General features: G+C 72.1%; 25 protein-coding genes and 2 pseudogenes. 18 read left to right on the top strand and 9 right to left on the bottom strand.

The window, feature by feature from the left end; all coding sequences use genetic code 11:
- The first annotated feature begins 206 nt into the window (after positions 1-206).
- From ACH4PY_RS01160 to ACH4PY_RS01140, 5 genes are all read left to right on the top strand, one after another.
- Positions 207-1,100 carry an oxaloacetate decarboxylase gene (locus tag ACH4PY_RS01160; RefSeq protein WP_398174346.1) on the top strand — a complete coding sequence of 298 codons (894 nt, stop codon included), beginning with the start codon at positions 207-209 and terminating at the stop codon, positions 1,098-1,100.
- A gap of 14 nt (positions 1,101-1,114) precedes the next feature.
- Positions 1,115-1,555, top strand: a complete 441-nt coding sequence (locus ACH4PY_RS01155) for a hypothetical protein (protein ID WP_398174343.1) — start codon at positions 1,115-1,117, stop codon at positions 1,553-1,555.
- Positions 1,556-1,871: 316 nt separating this feature from the next.
- Positions 1,872-2,834 carry a bile acid:sodium symporter family protein gene (locus ACH4PY_RS01150; protein WP_398176008.1) on the top strand — a complete coding sequence of 321 codons (963 nt, stop codon included), beginning with the start codon at positions 1,872-1,874 and terminating at the stop codon, positions 2,832-2,834.
- Positions 2,835-3,195: 361 nt separating this feature from the next.
- Positions 3,196-4,761 (top strand): Na+/H+ antiporter, encoded by a 1,566-nt coding sequence (locus tag ACH4PY_RS01145; protein ID WP_398174340.1) that lies wholly within the window; start codon positions 3,196-3,198, stop codon positions 4,759-4,761.
- 162 nt (positions 4,762-4,923) lie between these two features.
- Entirely contained in the window at positions 4,924-5,709 is a 786-nt protein-coding gene (locus ACH4PY_RS01140) for a DUF6928 family protein (RefSeq protein WP_398174337.1), read from the top strand.
- 13 nt (positions 5,710-5,722) lie between these two features.
- On the opposite strand, the gene ACH4PY_RS01135 is transcribed toward ACH4PY_RS01140, so the two are convergent.
- From ACH4PY_RS01135 to ACH4PY_RS01125, 3 genes and pseudogenes are all read right to left on the bottom strand, one after another.
- Positions 5,723-6,394, bottom strand: coding sequence for a substrate-binding domain-containing protein (locus tag ACH4PY_RS01135; protein WP_398174334.1), 672 nt, complete (start codon positions 6,392-6,394; stop codon positions 5,723-5,725).
- A gap of 82 nt (positions 6,395-6,476) precedes the next feature.
- Positions 6,477-6,527: pseudogene (locus ACH4PY_RS01130) on the bottom strand (hypothetical protein); the annotation flags it as partial.
- Positions 6,528-7,226: 699 nt separating this feature from the next.
- On the bottom strand, positions 7,227-8,906 hold the full coding sequence (locus ACH4PY_RS01125) for an esterase-like activity of phytase family protein (protein ID WP_398174331.1): 1,680 nt from the start codon (positions 8,904-8,906) through the stop codon (positions 7,227-7,229).
- A 413-nt stretch (positions 8,907-9,319) separates the two neighbouring features.
- On the opposite strand from ACH4PY_RS01125, the gene ACH4PY_RS01120 reads away from it, so the two are divergent.
- The 3 genes from ACH4PY_RS01120 to ACH4PY_RS01110 all read left to right on the top strand — a co-directional run bounded on the left by ACH4PY_RS01120 (position 9,320) and on the right by ACH4PY_RS01110 (position 12,473).
- Entirely contained in the window at positions 9,320-10,339 is a 1,020-nt protein-coding gene (locus ACH4PY_RS01120; RefSeq protein ID WP_398174328.1) for a hypothetical protein, read from the top strand.
- Positions 10,340-10,570: 231 nt separating this feature from the next.
- Entirely contained in the window at positions 10,571-11,281 is a 711-nt protein-coding gene (locus tag ACH4PY_RS01115) for a class F sortase (protein ID WP_398174325.1), read from the top strand.
- A gap of 148 nt (positions 11,282-11,429) precedes the next feature.
- The gene (locus ACH4PY_RS01110; RefSeq protein WP_398174322.1) at positions 11,430-12,473 is read left to right on the top strand and encodes a hypothetical protein; all 1,044 of its coding nucleotides are present in this window, start codon (positions 11,430-11,432) and stop codon (positions 12,471-12,473) included.
- Between the two features lie 37 nt (positions 12,474-12,510).
- Here ACH4PY_RS01110 and ACH4PY_RS01105 read toward each other — a convergent pair whose 3' ends face one another.
- Positions 12,511-13,167, bottom strand: coding sequence for a phosphotransferase (locus tag ACH4PY_RS01105; protein WP_398174319.1), 657 nt, complete (start codon positions 13,165-13,167; stop codon positions 12,511-12,513).
- A gap of 145 nt (positions 13,168-13,312) precedes the next feature.
- On the opposite strand from ACH4PY_RS01105, the gene ACH4PY_RS01100 reads away from it, so the two are divergent.
- Entirely contained in the window at positions 13,313-14,029 is a 717-nt protein-coding gene (locus tag ACH4PY_RS01100; RefSeq protein ID WP_398174316.1) for a DUF6215 domain-containing protein, read from the top strand.
- A 13-nt stretch (positions 14,030-14,042) separates the two neighbouring features.
- Here the strand turns inward: ACH4PY_RS01100 and ACH4PY_RS01095 are convergent, their stop codons facing one another.
- The gene (locus tag ACH4PY_RS01095) at positions 14,043-14,726 is read right to left on the bottom strand and encodes a pentapeptide repeat-containing protein (protein WP_398174313.1); all 684 of its coding nucleotides are present in this window, start codon (positions 14,724-14,726) and stop codon (positions 14,043-14,045) included.
- Positions 14,727-15,183: 457 nt separating this feature from the next.
- Here ACH4PY_RS01095 and ACH4PY_RS01090 point away from each other — a divergent pair, with 457 nt between their 5' ends.
- Positions 15,184-16,524, top strand: a complete 1,341-nt coding sequence (locus tag ACH4PY_RS01090) for a cation:proton antiporter (protein ID WP_398174310.1) — start codon at positions 15,184-15,186, stop codon at positions 16,522-16,524.
- Between the two features lie 83 nt (positions 16,525-16,607).
- Here ACH4PY_RS01090 and tgmC read toward each other — a convergent pair whose 3' ends face one another.
- The 3 genes and pseudogenes from tgmC to tgmA form a co-directional block, all read right to left on the bottom strand.
- Complete coding sequence (gene tgmC, locus ACH4PY_RS01085; protein ID WP_398174307.1) at positions 16,608-17,786, bottom strand: ATP-grasp peptide maturase system methyltransferase; 1,179 nt, start codon at positions 17,784-17,786, stop codon at positions 16,608-16,610.
- Positions 17,783-18,737 (bottom strand): annotated as a pseudogene (gene tgmB, locus ACH4PY_RS01080) (ATP-grasp ribosomal peptide maturase). Before tgmB ends, tgmC begins: the two are co-directional and overlap by 4 nt.
- A 3-nt stretch (positions 18,738-18,740) precedes the next feature.
- Complete coding sequence (tgmA, locus tag ACH4PY_RS01075; RefSeq protein ID WP_398174304.1) at positions 18,741-18,995, bottom strand: putative ATP-grasp-modified RiPP; 255 nt, start codon at positions 18,993-18,995, stop codon at positions 18,741-18,743.
- Between the two features lie 217 nt (positions 18,996-19,212).
- On the opposite strand from tgmA, the gene ACH4PY_RS01070 reads away from it, so the two are divergent.
- From ACH4PY_RS01070 to ACH4PY_RS01035, 8 genes are all read left to right on the top strand, one after another.
- The gene (locus ACH4PY_RS01070; RefSeq protein WP_398174301.1) at positions 19,213-20,211 is read left to right on the top strand and encodes an XRE family transcriptional regulator; all 999 of its coding nucleotides are present in this window, start codon (positions 19,213-19,215) and stop codon (positions 20,209-20,211) included.
- A 20-nt stretch (positions 20,212-20,231) separates the two neighbouring features.
- Positions 20,232-20,813, top strand: coding sequence for an HD family hydrolase (locus ACH4PY_RS01065; RefSeq protein WP_398174298.1), 582 nt, complete (start codon positions 20,232-20,234; stop codon positions 20,811-20,813).
- 236 nt (positions 20,814-21,049) lie between these two features.
- Positions 21,050-21,889, top strand: coding sequence for a Scr1 family TA system antitoxin-like transcriptional regulator (locus ACH4PY_RS01060; RefSeq protein WP_398174295.1), 840 nt, complete (start codon positions 21,050-21,052; stop codon positions 21,887-21,889).
- A complete protein-coding gene (locus tag ACH4PY_RS01055; protein WP_398174292.1) occupies positions 21,886-22,143 on the top strand; it encodes a DUF397 domain-containing protein in 258 nt (85 codons plus the stop codon). Before ACH4PY_RS01060 ends, ACH4PY_RS01055 begins: the two co-directional genes overlap by 4 nt.
- 228 nt (positions 22,144-22,371) lie before the next feature.
- On the top strand, positions 22,372-22,731 hold the full coding sequence (locus ACH4PY_RS01050; protein WP_398174289.1) for a RidA family protein: 360 nt from the start codon (positions 22,372-22,374) through the stop codon (positions 22,729-22,731).
- Positions 22,732-22,859: 128 nt separating this feature from the next.
- Positions 22,860-23,333, top strand: a complete 474-nt coding sequence (locus tag ACH4PY_RS01045) for a hypothetical protein (protein ID WP_398174286.1) — start codon at positions 22,860-22,862, stop codon at positions 23,331-23,333.
- 309 nt (positions 23,334-23,642) lie between these two features.
- A complete protein-coding gene (locus ACH4PY_RS01040) occupies positions 23,643-24,317 on the top strand; it encodes a flavin reductase family protein (protein ID WP_398174283.1) in 675 nt (224 codons plus the stop codon).
- Positions 24,318-24,621: 304 nt separating this feature from the next.
- A complete protein-coding gene (locus ACH4PY_RS01035) occupies positions 24,622-24,885 on the top strand; it encodes a hypothetical protein (protein WP_398174280.1) in 264 nt (87 codons plus the stop codon).
- A gap of 273 nt (positions 24,886-25,158) precedes the next feature.
- Here the strand turns inward: ACH4PY_RS01035 and ACH4PY_RS01030 are convergent, their stop codons facing one another.
- Complete coding sequence (locus ACH4PY_RS01030) at positions 25,159-26,007, bottom strand: phosphotransferase (RefSeq protein ID WP_398174277.1); 849 nt, start codon at positions 26,005-26,007, stop codon at positions 25,159-25,161.
- Positions 26,008-26,049 lie beyond the last annotated feature (42 nt).

The following is a 26,049-nucleotide window of genomic DNA, read 5'->3' as shown; positions in this document are numbered from 1 at the left end:
CCACCCGGTACACCGAGAAATAGCCCGATAGAGCCGCAAAACCCATCAGAGCTTGGCACGGGTCCCAAAGTTCGGCAAAGCTGGGCAAAGTTTTCGGCATGTGCATATGCCGTGCGTCCATGCCCTGCGCATGCCCTCGTGCGTGCGCGCGGCACGTCCCCGCATGCCCGATGCCTGCCACCACCACAGCCAGCCAGGGAGAACGCGTGCAGTACGGAACCGTCCTGCGGAACGAGATCGCCTCCGCCGGGACCACCCCGCTCATCGGGGTCTACGACATGTATTCCGCCTCTATCGCAGCCCAGCACTACAACGGTTTCTTCGTCTCCGGATTCGGATTCGCCGCCTCCTACTACGGCCTCCCCGACATCGGCTTCATCGCCTGGCCGGACATGGTCGCCTTCGCCGAACGGCTGCGGCTCGCGTTCCCCACGCACCACCTGCTCGTGGACATCGACGACGGCTACGTGGACCCGGAGGTCGCCTGCCACGTCGTGCAGCGACTGGAGCGGGCGGGCGCGTCCGGCGTCATCCTGGAGGACCAGAAGCGGCCGCGCCGCTGCGGGCACGCCGACGGCAAGCTCACGCTGCCGCTGGAGGAGTACCTGGAGAAGCTGGAGCTGGTCCTCGCCAGCCGGACCGACCTGCTGGTCGTCGCCCGTACCGATGCCACCGAGGAGTCCGACATCCTGCGCCGGGCCGCCGCGCTCGCCGAGACGGACGCGGACGTCGTGCTCGTCGACGGGGTGCGCAGCGTCGAGTGGATCCACCGCATCCGCGAGGTGATCGGCGACAAGCCGCTGCTCTTCAACCAGATCGGCGGCGGCAAGTCCCCGCGGCTGTCGCTGACCGAACTCACCGACCTCGGCGTGGACGTCGCGATCTACAGCACACCGTGCCTGTTCGCCGCGCACACCGCGATCGAGAACGCGCTCACCGGCCTGAAGGAGGCGGACGGGCGGCTGCCCGAGGTACGCGGCGCGGGCGCGGTCGGTGTCGCCGGCTCCACCCAGCTGCTGGAGCGCAACATCAGCCGCCACCACGGCACTTCGGGCGTCCCGCACGACCGCACGCCGGTCGGCGCGCCCGTCGGCGTCTGAGCGGGGCGCGCGCGATGAGCGGCAGGCACGCCGGTCCCGGCCGAACGGCCGCACGCCGGGCGGGCGTCGCCTCCCTGCTGGCGGCGGGCCTGCTGGCGGCGGGCGCCGGATGGACCCCGGCGTTCGCCGCCGAGGGCGGCGGTACGACGACGGGTACGGCGGCGGGCGGGACGAACCCCGCGCCCGCCGCACCCCCTTGCTGCCGTGACGACGACGAGCCCGAGCAGCCCGAGCAGACGCACGGCGACAACAACGGGCTCCTGGTCATCGACAACTCCAACGCCGACTCCTGGCTGGAGGTCGACCGGACCCTCAACACGATGCTGCACAGCAAGGGCACGGCCGGCAGCGACCACGACGGGGACGGCGGCGACATCGACGTCACCCACGAACCCTCCGACGGCACGGGCCCGCAGCCCGCGTCCGCACCGGAGGAACCGGAAGGAGACGACTGAGGTGCCCGTACCGCCCCGGCCGCCGAAGCCGAGCCCCGACCCCGGCTCCGGCTCACCGCACGCGGGTCCGCACAGCCCGGACTCCCGCCCGACAGGGCGGGCCCCGGCCTCCCGCGCGCCCGGCGGCCGGGGCTCCTCCCACCGGGGGGCGGGGGCCGCGGCGTCCGGTACGCCCGGGGGCGGCGGCTCCGCCACGTTCGGGGGTGGCGGCTCCTCCGCGCAGGGGGCGGCGGGTTCCGGCTCCGGCACGTCGGGGGGCCCCGGCGCCTCCGGCGGGCGGCGGGTCGGCGTGCTGCGGCGGGTGGCCGATCCGTACATGGCCGCCCTCGCCGGTACGGTCGCCCTCGCCGCGGTGCTGCCCGCCGAGGGCGGCGCGGCCGTCGCCGCCGGGGACGCGGCGGACCTCGCGATCGGGCTGCTCTTCTTCCTCTACGGCAGCAGGCTCTCCGCCCGCGAGGCGGTCGAGGGGCTGCGCGGCTGGCGGCTGCACTCCGTCGTCGTCGCGGCGACGTTCGTGCTCTTCCCGCTGCTCGGCCTCGCGGTCGGCGCGGCCGCCACCCCCGCGCTGCTCAGCCCGCAGCTCGCGACGGGGCTGCTCTTCCTGTGCGTGGTGCCGTCCACCGTGCAGTCGTCGATCGCCTTCACGTCCACCGCCCGCGGCAACGTCGCCGCGGCGATCTGCGCGGGCACGTACAGCAGCCTGCTCGGCATGCTGCTCACCCCGCTGCTCGCGGCCTGGCTCATCGGCTCCACCGTCCGCTTCTCCGCGGACGGCCTCGCCGCGCTCGGCCTCCAGCTCGTCGCACCCTTCCTCGCGGGGCAGCTGCTGCGCCGCTGGACGAGCGGCTTCGTCACCCGCCACAAACGCGTCCTCGGACGCCTCGACCGCGTGTCCATCCTGCTGGTCGTCTACACGGCCTTCAGCAAAGGCGTGTCCGAGGGCATCTGGCACCAGGTGACCCTGCCGCGCCTGGCCGCGCTCCTCCTCCTGGAGGCGGTGATGCTCGCGGTCGCCCTCGGCGCGACGTCGCTCGCCGCGCGGCGCCTCGGCTTCCCGGAGGAGGATCGCATCGCGATCGTCTTCTGCGGCTCGAAGAAGAGTTTGGCCACGGGCTTGCCCATGGCCGCGGCGCTTTTCGGCCCGCGGGCCGGGCTGGCGATTCTGCCGCTGATGCTTTTCCATCAGATGCAGCTCGCGGTGTGTGCGGTGATCGCGACCCACTGGTCGCGCCGCCCCGCACCCTCCCCGGCCGCGCCGGAACAGCCCGCCCTCGCGTAGGGCGGCCCTCGTTTTTCAGGGGCGCGGGGAACTGCGCGCTCAGCCACCCACGTGGCGCGGGTCGTCACCGACCCGATGGGGCAGTTCGGTCCGTGCCGGACCACCGGCCGGTGGTGGGCTGGGGGCACCTCCCAGGCGAAGCTCTGGGGGAGCGCAGTTCCCCGCGCCCCTAAAAACGGGAGCCCGGCGCGGCGGCGGAAAAACGAGGGCCCCGCGCGGTGGCGCGGACGCTCCGCCCGTCGGGGGGCGTAAAGATTCCGATAAAATGAGCCCCGGTGTGCCGGGAAGCCTGGTCGGCGAGGGTGCGGCGGTCGCGCAAGTGCGGCGGTCGGCCCTCCGCCGTGATGGGGTCGTACGCAAGGTGCACGCTGTAGGGGTCGTTCTTCTGCTGGTCGTTCTGGGCACTGTGGTGGCGACGTTCGCGCGCCGGTGGCAGTTGCCCGCGCCGTCCGTGCTGGTGCTGGCCGGGGTCGGGGTGGCGCTCGTGCCGGGGGTGCCGGCGCTCGATCTGCCGCCGGAGGCCATCGCGCTGGTGGTGCTGCCACCGCTGCTGTACGCGTCCGCGGAGGAGTTGTCGCTGCGGGATCTGCGGATGGTGTGGCGGCCGGTGACGGTGCTCGCGCTGGGGCTGGTCTTCGCGTCGGCGGCGGCGATCGGGTTCGTGGCCGTGGCGGTGACGGGGCTGCCCCCGGAGATGGCGTTCGTGCTGGGGGCGGTGCTGGCCAGTACCGATCCGGTGGCGGTGACGGCGCTGGGGCGGCGGCTCGCGCTGCCGGGCCGGGTGCAGGTGCTGGTGCAGGCGGAGAGCCTGTTCAACGACGCGACCTCGCTGGTGCTGTTCAAGGTCGCGGTGGGCCTGGCGGTGGCGGTGGGCGGCGCGGTGAGCGTGCCTGCCGCGGGTGGGGAGTTCCTGCTGCTGGGCGGTGGCGGGGCCGCGGTCGGCGGGGCGGTCGCCGGGGTGGTGTGGCTGATCCGGCGGCGTACCACCGATCCGGTGCTGGACACGGTGATCGCGCTGGTCACCCCGTACGCGGCTTATGTGCTGGGCGAGTCGGCGCACACCTCGGGGGTGACCGCGGTCGTCGTCGCGGGGGTGCTGCTGGGGCGCACGGGGCAGAAGCTGAGCGACGCGCACATACGGCTCCAGGTGCACGCGGTCTACGCGGTGGTGGTGTTCCTGCTGGAGAGTGTCGTCTTCGGCGTCATCGGGCTGGAGCTGCCCGCGCTGGTGGAGGATCTTCCCGCGGGCAGTCAGTGGTGGCCGGTGCAGGCACTGGGGCTGGCCGCGGTGCTGCTGGCCGTACGGGTGCTGTGGGCGCTGCCGCTGACGCGGGGGGTGCGGCCGGCCGGGGCGGCGGGGCGGTTGTCGTGGCGGGCCGCCGGGGTCGTGACGTGGGCCGGGACGCGCGGGGTGATGCCGCTCGCCGCCGCGCTGTCGATCCCGCTGACCGCGGACGACGGGACGCCGCTGGACGGGCGGCCGCTGGTCCTGGTGCTCACCACGGCCGTCGTCGTCCTCACCCTCGTCGTGCAGGGGCTGACCCTCGCCGGGGTGGTGGGCCGCTCCGGTCTGGCGCTGGAGCCCGAGCACACCGCCCGAGAGGAGGCCGTCGCGCGGGAGGCGCTGAGCCGTGCCGCCCTGGCCCACGTCGATGTGCTCGCCGAGCTGGAGGCCGTGCCGGGCACGGCGGTGGAGCGCGCCCGGCGCGCCTTCGCCGACCGCCTGGAGCGTACGGACGGGGGCGGCGACGGTAACGGCCACGGAAACACTGCGGACGAGGCCTACCGCCAGCTCCGCCAGGAGGCCATCATCGTCCAACGCGAAGAATTGCTCCGCCTCTACGACGGCCACCGCATCAGCGACACCACCCGGCGCCGACTCCAACTCGACCTCGACCGCGAGGAAGCCGCTCTCGGCGGCGTCTAGGGCTCCCATCACCCCTCCCCACCGGCGGATTCGGGCACTGACAGTGCGGCCGGATACGGTGCGGGGCCGGGACCGAACACGCGGGACGCGCACGCCCGGCACACACCGCACGCGCACACCACCAGCACACCGCACGAGCACACAGCACAGGGGGAAGAGACCGTGGGAGCCAAGACCGGATTGCTCGGGTACGCCGACGGCGCCGTACCGGACGCGCTGCGGCAGGTGGCGGCGGCGGGGGAGCCGGACCGGGAGCGGACGTACGCGCTCATGCGGCGGCTCTACCCGGGGTGGGTGCTCACCCCCGCCCCGGACGGCACTCTCGACGACACCTATCCCGCCAACGGCACGGCGTTCGCCGGGAGTTGGCCCGGCCTGGACCTGGTGTGCGACAAGGGCGTGATGCTGGACTTCCCCTCCCAGCTGCCCGCCCGGCTGGTCGAGGCGAGCCGGGGGCGGCGGCTGGTGCTGCACGCCATGCACAGTGTCGTCGACTGGCTGGCCTTCGCGGTGTGGGAGGACGGTGTGCTCGTGCGTTCGCTGAGCGTCTCCCCGGAGGGCGGGATCACCGAGGACATCGGTGAGCCGCTGCCCTTCGAGCGCCCCTACTGGGCCGGTGACCGCCCCGCGGACATCGTGCCGTGGCCCGACGAGGACGCGGAGGAGGAGCCGTACGCGCTGCCCTTCCACCCGCTGGAGTTCGGCGACGACGCGCTGCGCGCCCTCTTCGGCTTCACCCTGGAGGGCTCTCCCGGCCGCGCGGACGTCACCCCGGGGGTGGTGCCGCTGCGCGGATTCGCGCTGCGGGACCCGGCGGGCCCGACGCCGGAGGAGCGGGCGGCGGAGATCCGGCGGCTGGTCGGGTCGATGCCCCCGGCGCGCTTCTACGGTCTCCAGCCGGACGGCACGCTCGCGGAGGTCGCCCCGCCGTTCGCGAACGGCGTGTAGGGCCCGGGGGCGCTCAACCGGTCTTGCCGGTGGGGCTGTTGTCGGGCGGGGACCCGCACCGCAGGTATCCCGCCGGGGAGTAGCAGGGCACGTGTCCGCCCGGTGCCATGAGTGACATGCCCGCCCCGTGCAGCGTGAAGTCGAGGAAGCTCGCGGCGAGCGAGCCGGGCGCGGGGTAGCCGTAGGTGTAGGCGTGCCCGATCTCGGTGAAGGGGTAGCGGGGCTGCTCGGGGGAGGCGCCGTCGATGGTGACGGCCCGCACGCCGCGGGCGGCCCGCGCGGCACCGGCCTCGGCGTAGCCGATCGCACCGGGCACCTGGGCGACGGACGTCACCACCTCGTCGGTGGTGTCGCGTTCGCAGCGCACGACGAGGTCGTCGGGGTTGTTCCTGGTGGCGCAGTCGTGCGAGGTGTAGGCGGGTTCGCCCCGGTGGCCCAGGAGTTTGGCGCTGAAGATGTCGCGGGTGCCGGGGTCGGCGCTGCGGCTGACGAGCCGGACCGGCAGCGGGGGGCCGCCGAGTTGCTGCCAGTCGGTGACCTGGCCGCCGAAGATCCGCCGGATGTCGGTGGTGGACAGATTCCGCACCGGCACATCCGGGTTGACGATGACGTCGAAGGAGATGACGGCGACGAGATTGTCCTTGAGCGCGGGTGAACCGCCCCTCGCGGAGGGGCCGTCGGACATCGCGAGGACGTCGGGCGCCGCCGTCGGCGCCGTCGGCGGACAGTTGCCGTACGCCCTTCTCGCTGCCGTCGGCGGCGACGGTGACGGCAGCGCCGGGGCACTCGTCGTCGTACGTCGCGGCGACCGCGCGCATGACGGGCGCGAAGGCGGTGGAACCGGTGACGGTCAGGTGGCCGGAGGCGCAGTCCATCGGCGGCGGGGAGTTCTCGGCGACGACGATGATCGCGGCGAGCACGGTGACGCACACCGTGAGCAGCACGGTGACGAAGCGCGCGGGGCGCGGGAAGGACGGCGGCTTCCCGTCCATGGGCACCGACCGGTTGGGCTTGACCTTGCCGCCCGCGATGCCGCCGGTGAGGGTGACGGGGGAGTTGACCGGGCCGCCGGTGAGCCGGATGAGCAGCTTGTAGTGCTCACCGGGGTTGAGCGGCACCCGCGGCAGGTGGACCTTGTCGTCGTCGTGCCGTACACCCGTGGTGCCCGGCGCGATCCGGAAGTGGCCGATCAGGCTGCCGGGGTCGGGCTGGGTGACGGCCGCGCTCTGCACCCGGCGGCCGGGGAAGAGCACGGTGAGGCCGCGGTCGGGGTCGGGGTCGGTGTAGTCGCCGGGGCGGATGTCCTCGGCGCCGTCGTTCTCGATCCGCAGCCCACCCATGACCGGTCAGCCCCCCAAGTGCGCTGCCGGAAAGCCCCGTTGCCCGCGAGGCGGTCCATTTCGGCAGCGGCCCGCGGGAGATGACACCCGCGGAGGGTGAACAGCCGGTGACGTTCCGGCCCATGACCCGCGGGCCCGCCCCCCTGCGGGGGAGACGGGCCCGGTGCGCGTGTCGGTTCAGCGCACGGTGATGGTGACGGTGACGGTCTTCAGCACGGCCGGCAGCTTGGTCGTGTCGACCTTGAGGATCTCGCCGCTGTCCTCGGCGCCCGTCGAGGGCAGCACCTTCTGGTGGACCGTCCACGTGCCGTCCGGATCGACGGCGATGGTGTCGATGCCGAAGTCGTCGTCGTTCGACAGGTACAGCGTCCGGCCGCCGTCCGTCGTCGCGACGCCCTCGACCTTGTCGTGCGCGAAGAAGCCGCCGGTCGGGTCGAGCTGGCTGACCAGCGTGCCGACGTCCAGCGTCTGCTGCTTCTGGGCGACGTTGACGCCCGCGGCGGTCAGCGCGGCGAGCGCGTCGTTCGTGCCGTCCTTGCCGACGAAGGCCTCCGGCGACTTGCCGCCGATGGTCAGGCCCGTGACGTCGGTCGCGCCGTTGACGTCCACGGTGTAGAGCGTCTTCTTCGCGAACGGCTGGTAGTTGCCGTCCCGTTCGTCGACCAGGAATTTCGTGCCGGACAGCGCGGTGATCTCGCTGTTGGCGTTGCCCGTCTCGTCCGGGTCGTCCAGCAGGTACAGATACTGCTTGGTGGCGAAGGTGCGCAGGTCGACCGTGACGATACGGGTCGGTGCGACGTTCTTCGCCTTGGTGCTGCCGAGGTCCGGCTGCTGGAGCGCCGACTGCATGATGCCGACGAGGGTCCGGCCGTCGGGGCTGACGGTCAGGCCCTCCATGCCCTTGTTGGTGGCGCGGTTGGCCAGCTCGGCGGGCAGGTAGCCGAGGATCTTGTGCTTGGCGTTGTCCACGCTGTCGCGGTAGGGCGTGAGGCGGCCCAGCTCGTAGCCGTTGGGGTCGAAGTGCGTGATGTACGGGCCGTACTCGTCCGACACCCAGAAGGTGCCGTCGGGCAGCGCGACCAGGCCCTCGGAGTCGTAGCCGTACGCGTCGCGCGCGACGGGGACGGGGGTGCCGCCGTTGGCGTTGGTCTTGGCGACGTCGTCGATGACCTCGGCGGTGTCGTGCGGCGGCAGCCCGCTGTACTTCACCCCGCCCAGGTTCTTCGGGCCCTTGAGCAGGACCTGCTTGACCAGCTCCGCCTTGCCGCCGACGAGCCGGAACTCGCCGATCTGCGGGGTGAAGTCCAGCAGCATCTCGGACTTGTTGCCGTCGGGGGCGTCCGCGTTCGGGCCGCGGTCGGTCAGACCGTAGAAGTAGCCGTTCTTGTGCGGGACGGGCGTCAGCGACGAGCCGTAGCCCTCGCCCGACAGCTGCGTGGTGGTGCCGTTCGGCCCCTTGACCTGCGCGAGCGGCGCCAGCGGGGTGCCCTTCGCGCTCGTGTCCTCGAACAGCTCCACCGCGTCGGTGGTGGTGTACGTGAAGGTGTCGGTGCCCTTGAAGCCCGCCTGCGGCTGGTAGCTGAAGCCGCCGTCCGCGCCGATCGTCAGCGCGCCGTGCGAGGGGGCGGTGTGCCGGACGACCGCGGTCGCGCCGGAGTCGTTGCGCAGCACGTCACCGGTGAGGGTGCGGCCGCCGTGCGTGGAGTACGCGTCCGCGTTCGCGCGGAAGTCGTGCGACGGGGAGAGCCACCCGGCGCCCTGGGCCGCCGCGGTGCCCGCGCCCGCGACGGCGACGGCCACGCCGATCGCCAGGGCGACGCGCGTACGCCGGCGCGTGAGGAGGGATCGTGAAGTCATGCCCCCGAAGGTGGCGGTCCCCGGTGAACTCCGCGCCGCCCACCGGTGAACCCCCGGTTGAAACCAGCACCGTTCTTGGCGCCGCCCGCCCCGCCCGCGGGGGCGGTGACGTGCGTGTTCCCTGTGGGGGCCGGTGAGGCGGATGTGCCCGCGGCGGGGGCGCCCCGACCACGCCGCGGCCCGCCGGTTGCGGGAGGCGTGCGCCCGGGTGGCGGGGTCGTGAACGGCTGTTACGTGGAGGTGACGATTCAGGGTTCGGCCCAGGTCAACCGGCTGAAAAGCTTTGGCCATCGCCAGCGCGTGGGCCGGAGGGGAGACCGGTACGGATGCCAGCGCGGCGCGCATCGCACCACCACCACCACCTTTTTCTGCTTCTCGCGCTCGCGCGCGCCCGTGTCCCTGGGGGGATTCCCGTGTCTGTCCTGCCGCCGTCCTTGTCCTCGCCCTCGCCTTCGCCGTCGTCCCCGTCCTCGCGTCGTCGCGCCCGCCGCACCACGCTGCGCGCCGCCGTCGTCACGGCCGCGCTCGCCGGGGCGGTCCTGCTGCCCGCGGCCGGTGCCTTCGCCGACACCTCCGCCGGGGGCAGCGGCTCCCCGAAGACGTCCGACCCGTCGTGCGTCGTCACCACGACCGTCCCGTCCACCTTCGGCGGCTGGACGGTCGAGCTGACCATCAGCCCCGACGGACCGAAGGCCGTCCTGAAGAACGAGAAGGGCGAGGCGGTCGCCACCCTCGACCGCGCCCACCCGGCGGACGAGGCGGACGGCATCCGCATCAAGGACGCGGACACCGCCAAGCCCGTCTTCCAGGACCGCCCCGAGGGCGGCCCGACCCCCTGGCACGACACGCCCTTCCCCGCGCTCCCGGCGGGCTGCACCGGCACGGACCCCGGCACCGGCGGCGGTTCCGACTCCGGCACCGGGCCGGACACGCCGATCGGCGGCCCCGTCGTGCAGGGCTGCACGGTGACGCAGAAGGTGGTGTCGCACATCGGCGGCTGGACGGTGGACCTCGTCAACAGCCCCGACGGACCGAAGGCCGTGCTGCGGGACGAGAAGGGCAAGGCGTGGAGCACGCTGGACCGTGCCCACCCGGCGGACGAGGCGGACGGCATCCGCATCAAGGACGCGGACACCGCGAAGCCCGTCTTCCAGGACCGTGCCGAGGGCGGCCCGACCCCCTGGCACAACACGCCCTTCCCCGCGCTTCCGGCGGGCTGCGCCCCCGCCGCGACGCCCACCCCGTCCGCGACGCCCACCGCGACGCACCAGACCAAGGTCGTGCCGGACGGTTCGGTCGCCGCGGGCACCACGGGGAGCGGCGGTCACGTGAACGTCACGCTCGTCGCCGCGGGTTCCGCGTTCGCCCTCGCGGGAGCGGCCGGCCTCTCCTACGTCGCCCTCCGCCGCCGCCACACGTCCCCCACGGCCTGACACGCCCCGGCGGGCCCGCCTCCACGGGGTGGGCCCGCCTCCACGGGTGGGCCCGCTTCCACGGGTGGGCTCGCTTCCACGGGTGGGCCCGCCCCCACGGGATGGGCTTGCCCCCGGCCTGCCCCCGGCCCGTCCCCGGCAGGAGGAGCCGCACACCGTCCGGCCCTGCCGCCGGGAGGGGCCGCGCCGCCCCGCACCCGCGACCGGGCCGACCTGCGCAAGGAGCCGACCATGAACGCCGCTTCCCCCGCCGGGGGCGCCGCGCGCCGCCGCCTGACGTGGACGGCCTGCGCGGCCCTCGCCGCTCTCGCCGTGGGCGGCTGGACGCTGGCCCGCGGGCTCGACGCGGGGGGCGCGGACACGGCCGCGCACAACCGCGGGGCGAACATCACGGCGCCGTCCACACCCCCGTCCCCGCCGCCGTCGGGCCCGTCCTCCGCCTCGCCCCCGGCCTCGGCGGCGGCCACCGCGCCGCCCGCGCCGCTGGGCCGTTCCCTGCCCGTGCGCGTCCGCATCCCGGCCGCGGGCATCGACACCGCCCCCGTCCTGCGTCTCGGCCTCGCCCCGGACGGCACCCTCCAGGTGCCGAGCGTCGCCCAGGCCGACCGCATCGGCTGGTACGACGGCGGTGTCACGCCGGGCGAACGCGGCCCCGCGGTGCTCGTCGGCCACTTCGACACGGTCGAGGGCCCCGCGGTCCTCGCCGGCGTCGCGAAGATCCACCCCGGTGCGACGATCACGGTCACCCGTGCGGACGGTACGAGCGCGGTCTTCACCGTCCGCGCGCTCCAGCAGGTCTCCAAGACCCGCTTCCCGACGGCCCGCGTCTACGGCGACACGGCGGGCGCTGAGTTGCGCGTCATCACCTGCGGCGGGCCGCTCGTGTCGGGGCACCACCCCGACAACATCATCATCTACGCGACCCTGACGTCGACGACGTGATGCTCCCGGAAAGGGAGCGCCGCGCGCCGCGGAGGAATCCCTCCCTCCGTGGCGGAGCCGCCGCGCAATACCAGAGTCCCCCACGGGCGTCCACCAGTTGAGACGTTCCGGCCCGCCGGGACGGGCGCATAGGGAACGATGCGGCCTCATGACGTACGCGGTGACGGTCGACGCGGCGATTCCCGCGAGTGCACCCGCCCTGGACGCGCTGCAGTGCGAGGGCGCGGTGAGCCTGCTGGAGCGGCATTTCGACGCGCTGGACCCCGACTGCTCCGACGTCACGCTCCTCGACCGGGTGATCGCCGGGCACCCGCGCGGCGCGCTGCTCAGAGTCGTCGTGGACGCCCCGGGGCTGGAGCCCGCGGAGGACGGCGTGCACGCCGTCATGACGGCGCTGCTCGCCCGCAGCGGGCTGCTCGCGCACTGGGTGGTCACCCGGTGCGAGGTGCAACTGCACGACGGCATCGCCCAGGAGAGCCTGGACGCGGCGGACGGCCCGGACGCCCCGCCGTCCGACCCCGCGGAGCGGGCCCGCCGGTACGCGGCCCACACCCACCAGGCGGTCGGCGCGGGCGGCGCGGGCGGCGCGGACGGGCTGGGCAGCGCGGAGGCGCACGCGATGCGGCGCAGGCTGCGCGCGATGGCCCCGCAGTTGCGGGCCTTCCCGCACACCGCGGGCGGCGCCGCGGAGATCGCCGCGGGCGCCCTCGTCTACGGCGTCCACCTGCTCGTCGACGAGCTGTTCGCGGATCTGGGGCGGCTGGAGCCCGCGGGTCCGGGGTGCGCCGGGCGCGGGGAGCCCTTCCTCGTCCTGGACGACCTCCCGGCGGAGTACACCGGCCACTACGACGTGCTGTTCGTCCGCCGCCTGGTCACCACCGCGGTGACGATGACGGGCCGTCTCGCCCAGCCGCTGCCCGCCCCTCCGGCGCCCCCGGCGTGCCCGGCCGAGCGGCTGCTCATGCGGCTGCTGCTGGACCGGGCGGAGGCGACCGCGGACCTCTACGGCCTGCTGGACGCCGAAGTCCGTACCGCCTTCGGTGACTTCGCCGCGGGCCTGGACGCCACCGCGGACCCGGCCCCCGTCGCCGACTGGTTCACCCCGCTGTCCGCCGACGGCTTCGTCCACCCGTACGCGGCGGAGGACGGCGACGAGGACGACGAGGAGGGGGACGGGGACGGGCGGGCCTGAGCGCGTAAGGCGCTCGCGCTCGGCTCCCGCCGCACCCTCACCCGTAGCGCTGCCGCAGCTCCTCCACGAGGCGGATCTCCGCAGGGCTGAGGGTCGGGTCGGCGAGGCGGTGGCGGGTCGCGGCGGGCATACCGGCGTGGACGTCGGCACCGGCGGCGCGGTTCGTCGCGCGCAGCAGGGCGCGCAGCACGAGCCGTGCGGCCAGGGGGAGTTCGAGGCAGCGCAGGATGACCGACGTCATGGCGACGTCCACCTCGGGCGCCCCGGCCCGCGCGTTGGACCAGTCGATGACACGCGGGCCGTCCGCGGTGAGCAGCACGTTCTCCGGGTGCAGGTCGAGGTGCAGGATCCGGGCGTCCCCGTCCCCGCCCCCGTCCATCGGCGGCAGCCAGTCGGGCGCGCGCAGCTCGTGGAGTTCGCGGTGCAGCCGCCCGAGCACCTCCCCGAACTCCGTGGCCCGCCACGGCTGCCGGTGCAGCGCCTCGGACATGGTGGGGCCGTGCAGCCGCTCCATGACGAGGTCGGTCCCGTCCGTGGCGTGCACGGCGGGTACGGGGTAGCCCGCGGCGGTCAGCCACCGCAGGGTCCGCGCCTCCTGCGTGGAGGAGCGGCCCGCGTCGCGGAAACGGCGCAGCACCCACCCCTCGCTCACGGCGTACACGTCCGCCTCGCGGCCCGTCGCGATCAGGTCCATGACGAGGAGTCTGCCAACTCCGGTGCCCCGCCGGTAACTCCCGTCCCGTTTTCCTGGCCGGGGATACGGATCCCGCTTGTGCGCCCGCAGGCCACGAGTTACGTTCCCGGTGCCGCATGTCGCGGATCGGCGCAGGTGGGGGGACATGTCCGAGGGTAACGAGAACGACGGCCGCGCGGGGCGGAAGAGCGCGGGTGCGTGGGGCCAGGTCGTCACGGCGGTGGCGCTGATCGGGGGCCTGGGCGGCGCGCTGCTCTTCTACCAGCACACCCGCTCCGACAAGGAGAGCGCGTCCGGTGCCCCGGCCGCGACGTGCAGCAAGCCCGCGGCGGGGAAGAAGTCCCCGTACCTGTCCGGGGCGCAGCTGTGCGAGCTGCTGTTCGTCCCCGACCTGGACGACCTGCTGGGCATCCCGGGGGAGAAGGCGCGGTCCACCACGACCAGCGGCAGCACCCCGCCCACCGACGGCGGCGGCCTGTCCGGCCCGTACGCCCAGGTCTCGTTCCCGACGTGGACGGTCAACCTGGCCGCGACCTACCGCAACCTCCCGATGGCCCAGGAGGTGAAGATCTTCGGCGCCGACGCGCACCAGCGCACCGTCCTCGGCCACCCCGCGTTCTCCTACGCCGACCACGCCATGAAGATCAGCCTGCTGCCCCGCTCCAGCGGCGCCGTCGGCAGCAACGCGACCGGCGCCCCGGCCACCGTCCTGTCGGTGGCGATGGACCCGAAGGGCTCCGGCACGTCCTTCGAGATCACCCTCTGGCACACCGACGGCACCCTCCCCCCGGACGACTCCACCCTCCTCCACGTGGCCGAAACCCTCCTCCCCACCCTCCCCGGCTGGACCCCGACGACGTGACGCACCGGGCCGTTCACCGTCCTTCGTCCGAGACGATGAGGTCCATGGCGGCCAGAAACGCCTGCGCGAGCTGGTGCTCCTGGCCGGAGCTGACGACCGCGCCGGTGAGGTTGCCGACGCCCACCAACGTGGTCAGGTCGCTGCCCCGCAGGTCCGTCCCGCGGTAGTCGCCCGCGCCGAAGATGGTCCTGCGCAGGGTGCAGCGGTCGAGGGCGGTCTCCTCGGCGAGGTCGCTGCCGGTCAGCTCGGCTTCGACGAGGGAGCACGCGGTGAACACGAGCGGCCCGATCGCGCGGACCCCGGCGAAGGTGGCGTAGTCGAGGCGGCAGCCGTCGAAGAGCACGTTGTCGAACGTGCAGTCCTCGAAGGTGGCACCCGTGAAGGTGCAGTCGCGGAAGACCACCCGGCTGAACCTGCTGCCGGTGCACCGCAGCGCCGTGACCGTGCAGCCGGTGAGTTCGACCGAGTGGAGCTGGGTGTCCTCCAGTTGCCCGCGGTCGGCTTCGACGCCGGCCAGGCGGCCGCAGAGAAGGCGTGTCGAGGTCAGATCGAGATCGCGCAGTCGCTCGCCGACGTACTGGAAGTCCTCGATCGTGCCGCGGGAGGTGTCGAGGAAGGAGACGGTGCTCAGGCGGGAACCGGGGGAGTCCAGGTTCGGCGGGGTGACGACGATGTCGCCGAAACGGCGGCTGTCCATGACGCGCTCCTCGGGGGGTCGGCCTGGCGCGGACGGTCCGCGGACGGGTGCACCGTACGCTGCGTGCAACCGGGTGGATTCATCGGTTTGATGTGATGAATTCACACCTCCGTGTGAGGAATTCATGAATCGCGGGATAACCGCTCACACGCACCCGTTCCGGCCTGCGGTCTCCGCTCTGGCGGGAATCCGCCGTCGTCCGATAATCGTAGACGGCCGTGCCCCCGGCAAATTACACTCGCTGCCTCCGGAGACGTCCGGAGGCAGTCGCCCCCCTTCCGTCTCCGTCGCGTCACATTTCGGCCCGGCGTGTGTCGGCGCGTCGCCGCGTCCGTCTCTTGCGTGTGCTCAACCGGCTCCACCGCACCGCCCGTTGACCACTACGACCGCTGTGACCGCTCCCGCCGGATCCGTGCGGCCCGCGCGGTACGGCGGCCTCCCGAGGAGATCCGCTCACATGACGACCATTGCGCTGCATTCGCTCGCCCCGCACGCCGATTTACAGATCGCCATCATGATGGCCGGTATCGCCTTCGTGCTGCTGGTCGGACTCGCCCTGGGCAGTATCGCCCCGCGCTTTCGCCAGCCGGTGGTCATGGCCGAGGTGCTCGCCGGTATCGTGCTCGGGCCCAGTGTTCTCGGGCAGTTCCCCGGCGATCTCACGCACAAACTCTTCCCCGTCGAATCGAGACCGATGCTTTCCGCGGTGTCGAACGTGGGTCTCGCCCTGTTCATGTTCATGGTGGGGTGGGAGTTCGAGAAGCGCATTCTGCGCCCGCACCGCGGGCTCGCCGCCGCCGTGTCGATGTCGTCGATCGCGTGTGCCTTCGGGCTCGGCGTGCTCGTCGCCGTCTTCCTCTACCCGCACCACAAGACGGTGGCCGGGCACCACATCTCCTTCACGACCTTCTCCACCTTCATGGGCGCCGCGATGTCCGTGACGGCCTTCCCGGTGCTCGCCCGCATCATCACCGACCGCAACCTCGGCCACACCCGCGTCGGCACCCTGGCGCTCGCGAGCGCCGCCGTGGACGACATCCTCGCCTGGTGCATGCTCGCGTACGTCTCCGCGCTGGTGACCTCGGGCAGCTCGCGTGACCTCGCCCAGGTCCTGTCGCTGAGCGCCCTCTACGTCGCCCTGATGTTCCTCGTCGTCAAGCCCGGCATGGCCCGCCTGGTGAGCTTCTTCGCCGCCCGCCGCAAATGGCGCGAGCTGATGGTGATGCTCTCCGCGGGCGCCTTCCTCTCCGCCTACGCCACCACCTGGATCGGCATCCACGCGATCTTCGGCGCGTTCCTCTTCGGCTTCGTCATGCCGCGCGAGCCCGCCCGCGAACTGGCCGAGCACCTGCGCAAGCCGCTGGAGAACGTCAGCACGGTGCTGCTGCCGGTCTTCTTCATCGTCACGGGCCTCGGCGTCGACATCAACGGCCTCGGCGGCCGCCAGTACGTCGAACTGCTCGCCATCGTCACCGTCGCCTGCGTCGGCAAACTCCTCGGCGCCATCGGCCCGGCCCGCGTCTTCGGCCTGTCCTGGACGGAGTCGCGCGCACTCGGCCTGCTGATGAACACCCGCGGCCTGACCGAGCTGATCATCCTCAACGTCGCCGTCCAACTCCACGTCCTCGACGGCCAGATGTTCACGATGATGGTGATCATGGCCCTCGTCACCACCGCCCTCGCGGGCCCCCTCCTCCCGCGAGCGAGCGACCTGGCGAGCGCGAGCGTCGAGGTCCCGCCGCCCGCGTCCCCGGCGAAGCCGGTCTCCGAGACCGCCGAGCCAGGCCCCCGCGGCTGACCTCCGTCCCTTCCCCGCGCGCCGGTACGAGGGTCCCGACCCCCGTACCGGCGCGCCTGCGCCGGTGTCCGCGTCCGCCCCGGTCAGACGAGGACGTGCTGCCAGCGCAGCGCGGGGTGACCGTCGACCCAGTACGTGTGGGCCTCCCTCGTGACGCGGAGCCGCACCTCGGTGATGTCGGGGTGGTCCGCGTCCTGCCATGCGGTGAGGGACTGCTCGATCGCGTCCCACAGCGCCGCGGGGCCGCCCTGGCGGACCGTCCAGCCGCTGCCGTTCCCCGTGTTCTCCGTGAACGAGGCGAAGGACTCGCGGTCCGGGTCGAAGAGGTGCAGCAGCCGGTCGCCCTTCTGCGACGTGGCACGTGTGAAGCGCGCACCCGGAGCGGCGAGCTGGGCGAGGAACGCGGGCATCCAGTCCTCCAGCAGCAGCGGGGACACCCTGGTCCCGCGCTCGCTGTCGGCGTAGGCGGAGCGGGCCGACAGGTCACCGCCGATGGGCACTTCCGCCTGGGACCGGGCCTGCATGAAGGAGCTGCGGCCGATGATCCTTCCCTCGGCGGTGCCGTCCTCGGCGACGGTGACCTTGGCCAGACCTGTGCCGTAGTGCCACGACCCGCCGACCGTGGCGAGGACGATGCCGCCCGCCCTGGTCTGCCTGATCCAGGCGTAGGGGATACGGCGTACGGCGCAGGTGGCGATGACGCGGTCGTACGGGGCTCGGCGGGGGTGGCCGAGCAGTCCGGCCCCGGTGACGGTCCAGGTCGAGTATCCCGAGGACTCCAGGGCTTCGTCGGCCCGAGCCGAGACGGCCGGGTCCACCTCGACCGTGGTGACGTTGTCCTCCCCGAGGCGAAAGCACATCAGGGCGGAGGAATAGCCGCTTCCCGTGCCGATCTCCAGCACTCGGTGGCCGTCCTCCACTTCCAGCTTCTCCAGCATGTCCACGACGGTGACCGGAGTGGTGGACGAGGAGGTCGGCGAACCGGTCACCGGGCCGCTGACCTGGTCGGCGGTGAGGTGTCCGTCGAGCTGGGTGGTCAGGGATTCGTCGCGGTAGGCGATCCGTACCCACTCGGCCGGGCCGGTTCCGACGGCGGTGACCGGCCGCCACTCCCCACCGTCGGTGGGCAGGAACACACCGGGGTGCAGGAACGCCTCACGAGGTACGCCCTCCACCGCCTCCCGCCAGCGGGGGCTGCGGAGGATCCCTGTCTGCGTCAGGCGGCGGGCGAGGGCGCGCCGCTCATGGGCGCTGTCGGTCATGAGTCGACTCCTCGCGTCAGCAGTTCGGCGAATGCGGCGGACATCGCGAGGCCGGTGCAGTCCTCCAGCCACCCCCACTGTCCGTTCGGGTTCAGTTCCAGCCACCACAGATCACCGACCCTGTCCACGGCGAAGTCGAAGCTCCCCGAGACCAGGTCGTAGTGGTGCAGATAGGCCACGAGCGCCTTCTCGACCCGACGGGGCAGGTCCACCACCCGGTAGGACAGGGCCGGGTAGTTCTTGCGCCAGTCAAGCATCCCGGACTCGATCCGCACGGCGAACACCTCGCGGCCGACGACGAGCACGCGAAGGTCTGCCGCTTTGTCCACCCTGGCCTGGAACAGGTGCGGCACCAAAGCCACACGCTCGTCGATCTCCGTCGCGGCGACCGGGTCGGCCCACCCGGTGAGGGGCACACCGTCACGCCGGTACGGCGTCCACCGGAGTGTCTTGAAGATCACCTGATCGTGGTTGCTGACGAAGGACCGGGCCTCATCCGGGTCGTTCGTCACCAGAGTCGGCGGCACTTCCAGTCCCAGGCGCCGGGCTACCGCGAGCTGGGCCGGCTTGTAGTCGGCGGCGGCGTTCCGCAGCGGGTGGTTGACCCACAGCGGCCCGTCCAGGGCATAGAGGGTGCCGCCGAGCCCGTAGCGGGTCTGGGCCGCCGCGAACCGCGCGTCGTCCGAGCCGAGGTGGTCGAAAGCCGGCCACACCGGGCGACGCCACCGACCGGACCTGAGCCAGTTCCACCGTCCGCGACGGAGTGCGGAGCTGACCGGCCACGGGGGCCCGGCAGCTCCCGAACCGGGCGGAGACCGTGAGGTCAGCCCCTATGTCGGCGGGGTTGAACCTGGCCACCGGCACGTTGCGCCGGTTCAGCTCGGTGATCACCATGTCGGCGGTGACGTCGTCCGCCTCGGTGGCCACCAGCACCGGCCTCCTGTCGGTCACCGGTCAGTCCTGCTCTGAGTCCTGGTCGTGCCCCTGGTCGGGTGCGGAGTCCGCGTTCGTGGTCGTGTTCGTCTCGGTGCCCTTGCTCGTGCCGTGCTTGCCCATCTCGATCACCGTGCCGACGCGGTCGGTGAAGACGCCGAGCTGAGTGGCCGGGTCGACTGTGACCGACGCGTGGGGGCGGTGGGTGACGGCCGGGTACGGGGCGAGCCGATCGGCTCCCCAGGGGCGTGCAGGGGGCTCAACTGCGGTGGCCATCCTGGCCTCCTCGATGACGGTGGTCGTTGTCCGACCACAAGCTACGGCTGCGGCGGAGGCATCGGGACTTACTGTGGGTACGGGTTGGACTACCGACGGCACAGGGGGCGGCATGCCGACGAAGGGAGTTGCCCGCGACCGCGCGCCCGCGGGCACGGTCGCCGGGTTCGTCCTGCGTGTCGCCAGGGAGAGTACGACCGTCCGCACACAGGCGGGTATGGCCGAGGCGATGGGAGTCGACCTCGCCACCTGGCAGGGCTGGGAGACCGGGCGACGGCCGCTCGCCAACGTGAAGGCGGGGGCGCTCCTCGACGTCCGGCGTCGGTTACTCGCGCTGGGCGCAGACCCGCGGGTTCTCCACCTTCTCGACCCAGCGATGGACGCGGACCGCGTCATCACCTCCACGCTTCACCCGCAGAACAACGCGCGCCACCCCCTCGCCGGATGGGTGCACACCCGCGACACCGCCCACATGATCGCCTGGGCCCTGAACGGGACCGTTCCGCCCGCCTTGGCCCGCAGAGCGACGGCGGGGCGCCGCGGTCCCGTCGCCAAAGCCCCACTCCTGCCCGCGCGTGACCGCAGCGAGTTCTTCACGCACCTCCGGGAGACCGCCGAATCCGCGCTGGGTGCCCGAGGCGACGGGCTATTGCTTCACCGCCAGACCCTCTACCTCTGCTCCTATGACCGCGGCCCTGAGGCGACATCGTGGATGATGCACGCGATGCACAGCCGCCACGCCCCGATCTCCGCTCGCGGCTGGACCCCGCAATGGGCCACCGCACGCTCAACGGCCGCCGCACTTATGCGACTCGGCGACCGTCAACCCCTGCTGGACTTCATCGAGCGGAGTTTGGCCGGCGACGACTCCGCCGAGATCGCGAACCTCAACTACTGGGCCTACTGGTTCGGTTCGATCCAAGAGCCGCAGCCGGACGACGGATTCATGCGGCACCGTCCGGCCAACTGGGAACCGGTACGTCTCCTCCGCGGCCTCGCGGCCGGTCTCCATCAGGCTCCCGCGTACACGGACCTCTATGCGCACTCTCTGTGGGCCCTGCTGACCGTCAACCGCTGGCTACCCCTGGCAGACCCTGTCCTCTCGGACAAGCTGGCCGCACATACCGCCCGGCTCCTTGACCAGAACGGGATCTCCCCACGGTCAAGGCGGGAACTCAGTGCGGTGCATTACGTTCTACGCGAGACCCGGACATGACACATCGGAGGGCGCATTTCATGGCGGACACGGAGCAGGAGCAGGCAAAGGGCACCACAGGCTTCCTGCTGGAGATGGGGATGCTCAAGCGCGCCAAGCGGTCCGGCTGGTGGATTGCGGGGGTGAAAGACCCCGAGACCATCGCCGAGCACAGCTTCAGGGTCGGACTCATCGGTTCCGTGCTGGCCATGATGGAGGGCGCCGACCCGGCGAAAGCGGCCCTCCTCGGCCTGTGGCACGACACCCAGGAAACCCGCGTCAGCGACATCCCGCACATCGGCCGCCGCTACCTCGAAGCCGCAAGCAACGAGAAGGTCACCGCCGACCAGGTATCGGCCGCTCACCCGGCGGTGAAGGCCGGCGCTCAGCAGATCGTGGAGGAATACGAGAACGGAGACTCCCTCGAAGTCATCTGCGCGCACGATGCCGACAAGCTCGAGTGCCTCCTCCAAGCCGTCGAATACCGCGAACAGGGCTGCGCGAACGTCCAGCCCTGGATCGACAGCAGCATCGCCGCGCTCAAGACGGCCTCCGCCCAGTCCCTCGCAGAGGCCGCGCTCACCATGACCTCGATCGAATGGCAGCAGACGTACCTCCGCTGAAGGACGAGCGGGCCCGTGCGCGTCTCCCTCCAGGGCGGGCAACGGACGGACTCGGCCTCCTTGCAGCGGTGTGCCGCGCGGAGCGCCGCCGGGGCACCGGCGCGCTGCGTTGACGCGCACGCCGGGGGCGCTTGGGAGGCGTATTCGGGAGCGCACGCGAATTCCTTATCCGTACATCGCGTTTGTACGAGTTCGTTGGGCAGACACGGAGGGTCGCGGTGGGGTAATCCAGAGTCATGGCGAACCCACGGTTTCGGCGAGGGCCGAGGAAGAAGAACCCGACTCCCTTCGAATCTCTGGGCGCGCAATTAGCGCAGATCCGCGCCGCGCGGGGCTACACGCAGCCCCAGTTGGCCAAGACGGCTGTGATCAGCCAGAGCACGCTGGAGTCCATCGAGCAGGGGCGCCGTCCGATGACCCTCGCCCTGGCCAGGCAACTCGACGAGCTGCTGAACACGGCAGGTGCGCTGGAGACGGGCGTCCTGCATCTGCCGAGCCCGGAGGGCGTTGTTCCCGTGTGGGCGGAGTTGTTCTTCGACGCGGAGCGGGGCGCCATCGCCATTTCGTCGTTTCAGAACCAGGTGGTACCAGGCCTGCTCCAGACCGAGCAGTACATGCGGGCGGTCTTCCGGGACGACATTCCGACGGTGAGCGACGAGGACATCGAACTGCGCGTCGCCGCCCGCCTGGCGCGGCAGGAGGTCCTCCAGCGGAAGGTCCCGCCCGCGAGCAGCTTCATCCTGTCCGAGGCGATTCTGCGGGACCGGATCGGTGGTGAGGAGGTCTACCGCGGCCAGCTCCGGCACCTCCTGGCGTGCGCGGACGTGCCGGGCATCACCATCCAGGTGCTGCCCCTCGGGAGGGCGACTCACGCGGGGCTCGACGGCCCCTTCGTCCTCCTGGAGACGTCCGATCACGAACACCTCTCTTACGCCGAAACGCAACGCGGGAGCGTGCTCATCCATGACCCCGACGAGGTGAGCATCCTGGCGCGGAAATATGCGATGCTGCGTTCGCAGGCTCTCAACCCCGAGGAAACGAAGGGCCTGTTGGAGCAGTTGCTAGGAGAGCGATGACCGAGTCCCTGAAGTGGTTCAAGTCCAGCTACAGCGGCAGTCAGGGCGGCGACTGCGTGGAAATCGCCTACGACTGGCGGAAGTCGAGCCACAGCAGCAACGACGGCGGCAACTGCGTCGAGGTCGCCGCCCACCCCGGTGCGATCCACGTACGGGACTCGAAGGACCCCGAGGGCCCCGCCCTCACGTTCAGCCCCGCCGCGTGGGCGGCGTTCGCCGCGTTCGCTGCCGCGCAGGACGTCGTGAGCGCGTAGGGACACGCCCGCCGTCCGGCTCTCGGCCCCCGCCTCCCGTTCCGGGAAGCGGGGGCCGACGCGTAGGGGCGGCGGAAAGCGGCCGAAGCCCTCGACGGCACGGTCCGGGTGCTGCGCGAACTCGTCGAAGGGTTGACCGCGGAAAGGGAATCCTTGATCGTGAAGGTCTTTTCGCAGCGAAGTGGAGTCGTGATGCAGCACTTTGTGCGGCCTGAGGGAAGTCCACCGGTGAACGGCTACAGCCACGCGGTGGCGTGTGCCGGAAGAGTCGTCGCCGTGTCCGGCCAGGTCCCGGTGGACGGTGAAGGCCGGCTGGTGGGCGAGGGGGACGCCGAGGCCCAGGTGCGTCAGGTGTACGCGAACCTGGCCAACGCCCTGCAGGCGGCCGGTTCCGACCTTGAACACGTGGTCAAACTGACCGTCTACCTGACCGATCTCCAGGACCTGGCGGCCTTCCGGCGAGTACGGGACGAGCACCAGGACCCGGCGCGTCCCCCTGCCTGCTCGCTCGTCCAGGTGGTCGGACTGGTCCATCCCGCCTTCCGCGTCGAGATCGACGCGTGGGCCGTGACATCGACCGAGGCGTGAGCCGGTCCCGCGGGCACGCACGGGCACGGCGATCACGCCACCGCCCCAGCGATGAATTCCGTTGCCGCGCCGTGTCTGTTCTTGCAGGGCGCTCGTCGTGGGCGTCCGTGGCGCAGAAGGGGACACTCATGACGTTCCGCAGGGCTGTACCGCGCGCGCTGGCACTCACGACCGCGGCGGTTGGTCTGACGCTCACAGCGGCCACGAGCGCAGGCGCGACCACGGTCACCGAAGGCGGCCTGATCCCCAACACGAGCCTGGACTACTACGGGTGCAGAGGGAACATCCACGGGGGCGCCGATCTTGCCGCCCTGAAGGGATACGCTCGAGCCATCTTCGACGTTCCGACCGTCGACAACCGGGGTTATTCCTGCCAGGGCTGGTTCCAGCGATCGACCGACAACGCGGAGACGTGGTCCAGGATCGGCGATGTGCACACCGGCGGCGTCAGCTCCACAGCCTGGTACTACGCCGACGCGTCCGACGGATACTGGGTCCGGGTCTGCGTGGGCGACATCACCGCCAGCCCCAACTCCTACGTCTGCAGCCGGGCCGTCTCGGTCGAGGTGACGTACGGGACGGCAGCCGCCGTGACCGGCTGACCGCGCTGTCACGCGAGCGACGGCCACCGTTCAGCCGCAGCGCGTTGTGCTCGGTGGCCAGCCGGCGAGCCCTCGTGGTCTTTCCGGCTCCGGGCAGGCCAACGGTCAGGAACGACGTCGTCACGCCCAGATCCTGCCACGAAGGGCCGGCGGGCTGTTGCCCCCTGACCGGGTGTGACCAGCGGGCCGGCGGTGGCGCGACGTCGTAATACCGCCAGCCTCGGTGGGTCCGCCCACGGGAGAGTCGGCGATGGCTCGCGTTCCTGAGCGCGGGCTCGTCCGTCCGGCACTTCGCGAAAGGCGCAGCACATGCATGTCGTCCCCGGTCTCAAGGTCCTGTACTTCGGAACGCCGGTGGTGCTGATCAGCTCACGCAACGAGGACGGCACGGCGAACCTGATGCCGATGTCCTCCGCGTGGTGGCTGGACCAGTCCTGCATGCTCGGCCTCGGCAACAACGCCCAGACCACCGCCAACCTGCTGCGGGAGGGCGAGTGCGTGCTCAACCTTCCCTCGTCGGCGATGGTCGATGCCGTCGACCGGATCGCGCTCACCACCGGGAAACCGGCCGTGCCGGACTACAAGAAGAGGCAGGGCTACCGGTATGAGCCGGACAAGTTCTCGGTCGCGCGGCTGACCGAACAGGCATCGGACCTGGTCCGGGCCCCCAGGGTCGCGGAGTGCCCGGTCCAGCTGGAATGCAGGGTCGTCTCGGCCCGTCCCTTCGGCGGTCCCGAACCGCATGCCACCGCCTTCGAGGTCGAGGTCCTCCGCGCCCATGTCGAGGAGGACCTGGTCATCCCGGGGACGCACTACGTGGACCCGCTCGGCTGGGACCCGCTGATCATGAAGTTCTGCGAGTTCTTCGGCGGGGGCCGCAACGTTCACCCGTCGAGGCTCGCCGGGGGCTGGAACATGCCGCACGAACTCCGGTCGAGGTTGTCCGAGCAGGTATCCGGTGCCCACCCGCTGCGCAGCTCGTGACGAGTCGTCGTCGGACGACTGCGCTGATCAGCCCCCGCCTGCTTCCCGGACGGCGGGACCGGGACAGGGCCGAGACCTGTCCGGCGGATCTTGACCAGTCAGCGCACAGACGGCAGTGGGGAAGCGCGAAGACTGCCTGACGTCGGCATGGTCGGTCACCGCGAGATCCAGCAACAATATGGCGTCTTCGGGCCGGACGTGACTCGCGTTCCCGGCCTCCCAACGGTCGGAGCGGGGCGGCACCATGGCATGGGTAGCAGGAACGGGCGCGGTCTTGGGGCTGCTGGCGATCGCGTTGGGAGCCGTGACGCTCCGGACAGGGTGGATCCTGCCCACGGCGCGCCGCCACGTCACCAGGCCCCAGCTCCACGGCCTCGGCGCCCTGCTCGCGGGCGCGTCCGCCCTTCTGCAGAGCCTCTTCTACTTTCGGGTCCTGCCGGGCGTTTCGTGGGAGGTCCGCTTCTTCAGCGGCAACGCCGTCCTCTTCGCCGGGCTCCTCCTCATCGTCCTCAGCCAGATGCTCCCGCTCCGCCGAAGCCCGGACCACGGGGAACTCTCAGGCTTCTGAAGGGTGCGGCCGGATCACGGCCGTAGCCATGGACGGGCCGCCGCGCTCGACCTCGTCGCGGCGCTCGTAGATCTCGCTGCCGAGGCCGACGGGCCGGCCGCCCTTGCTGCCGCGCCGTGTGCGATCGGCCCGCGGTCCTCCGGCTCGGGAATGGTGTGCTTGATCTGGCGCACGCTGCGCTGAGCCCGGGGGCCGGGTTCAGCGGCGACAAAGGCGCGAGCCCCGCGGCCCCGGCGCCCGCCCGCCCCACCCCCGCTGTCGTGGCGCGCACACTCACGGTGAGCCCAGGCCGGAGCGGTACGGCCTCGGCGGTGCCGGGGGCGGCTCCTGCCTGCCCGCGGCCCGCTCCCATTCCCGGGCGGCGGCGACCAGGGCGGCGCGGTGCGGCAGCGGGTCCACCGTGGCGCGATGCTCCCAGAAGGACCGGACGGTGCGGGCGAAGACGGCGAGGGCGTCGGGGTCGGCTTCCGCATAGGCGGGGACAGCCAGGGCGAGGGCGTGCGCGGAGCGGAAGCCGTGTCCTGCCGCGATCAACCGGGGAACCCACAGCGCGGCGTCGGCCCACCCCGGTCCGGGGCAGGACAGGGCCCAGTCGACCAGGCCCACCGTACGGCCGTCGACAAGGATGTTCCGCTCGCCGAGATCGCTGTGCGTGAGCGCCGACCCCGCGAGCGCCGATCCTGCGCCCTCGGGCGTGAACGGCGCCAGGCGCTCTCGCAGGGGACGTTTGCTGATCTCCGTCGGCCACGGCATGGCCGAGAGCCGGGCGAGCGCCTCCACGACGGGGCCGAGGTCCGGCGAGCCCTCGGCGAAGTCGGCGTGCCGCCCCGGCAGGATGCTGTAGCCGTAGAAGCGCCATCCGCCCCCTTCGGCCTCCCAGAGGGGAAGCGGCGCCGCGTGTACGTGGCCGACCACACGGAACTCATGGCGGTACGTCCAGGCGTCCGGCGCGTCGGCGGGCGTGCCCTTGGCGAAGTACGCGCCTGCGTCGGTGACGAGGCGGGTGACGCACGCCGACATGACGCCGGCCCGCGGGGTGACGGCGGAACGGACAGGGCCGATGGTGTGCTCCACGGCCCGGCGGGCGTCTGCGGGAAGGTCCGTCCAAGGGGTGCGGGTCACGGTTGCCGTCTTCCTTGCTCGGTGCGGGCCGATACGCCGTAT

The organism is Streptomyces sp. NPDC021224, assembly GCF_044332905.1.
GTDB lineage: Bacteria > Actinomycetota > Actinomycetes > Streptomycetales > Streptomycetaceae > Actinacidiphila.
Note: the sequence above shows the minus strand (reverse complement) of the source record. Positions and strands in the feature narration are given on the sequence as shown.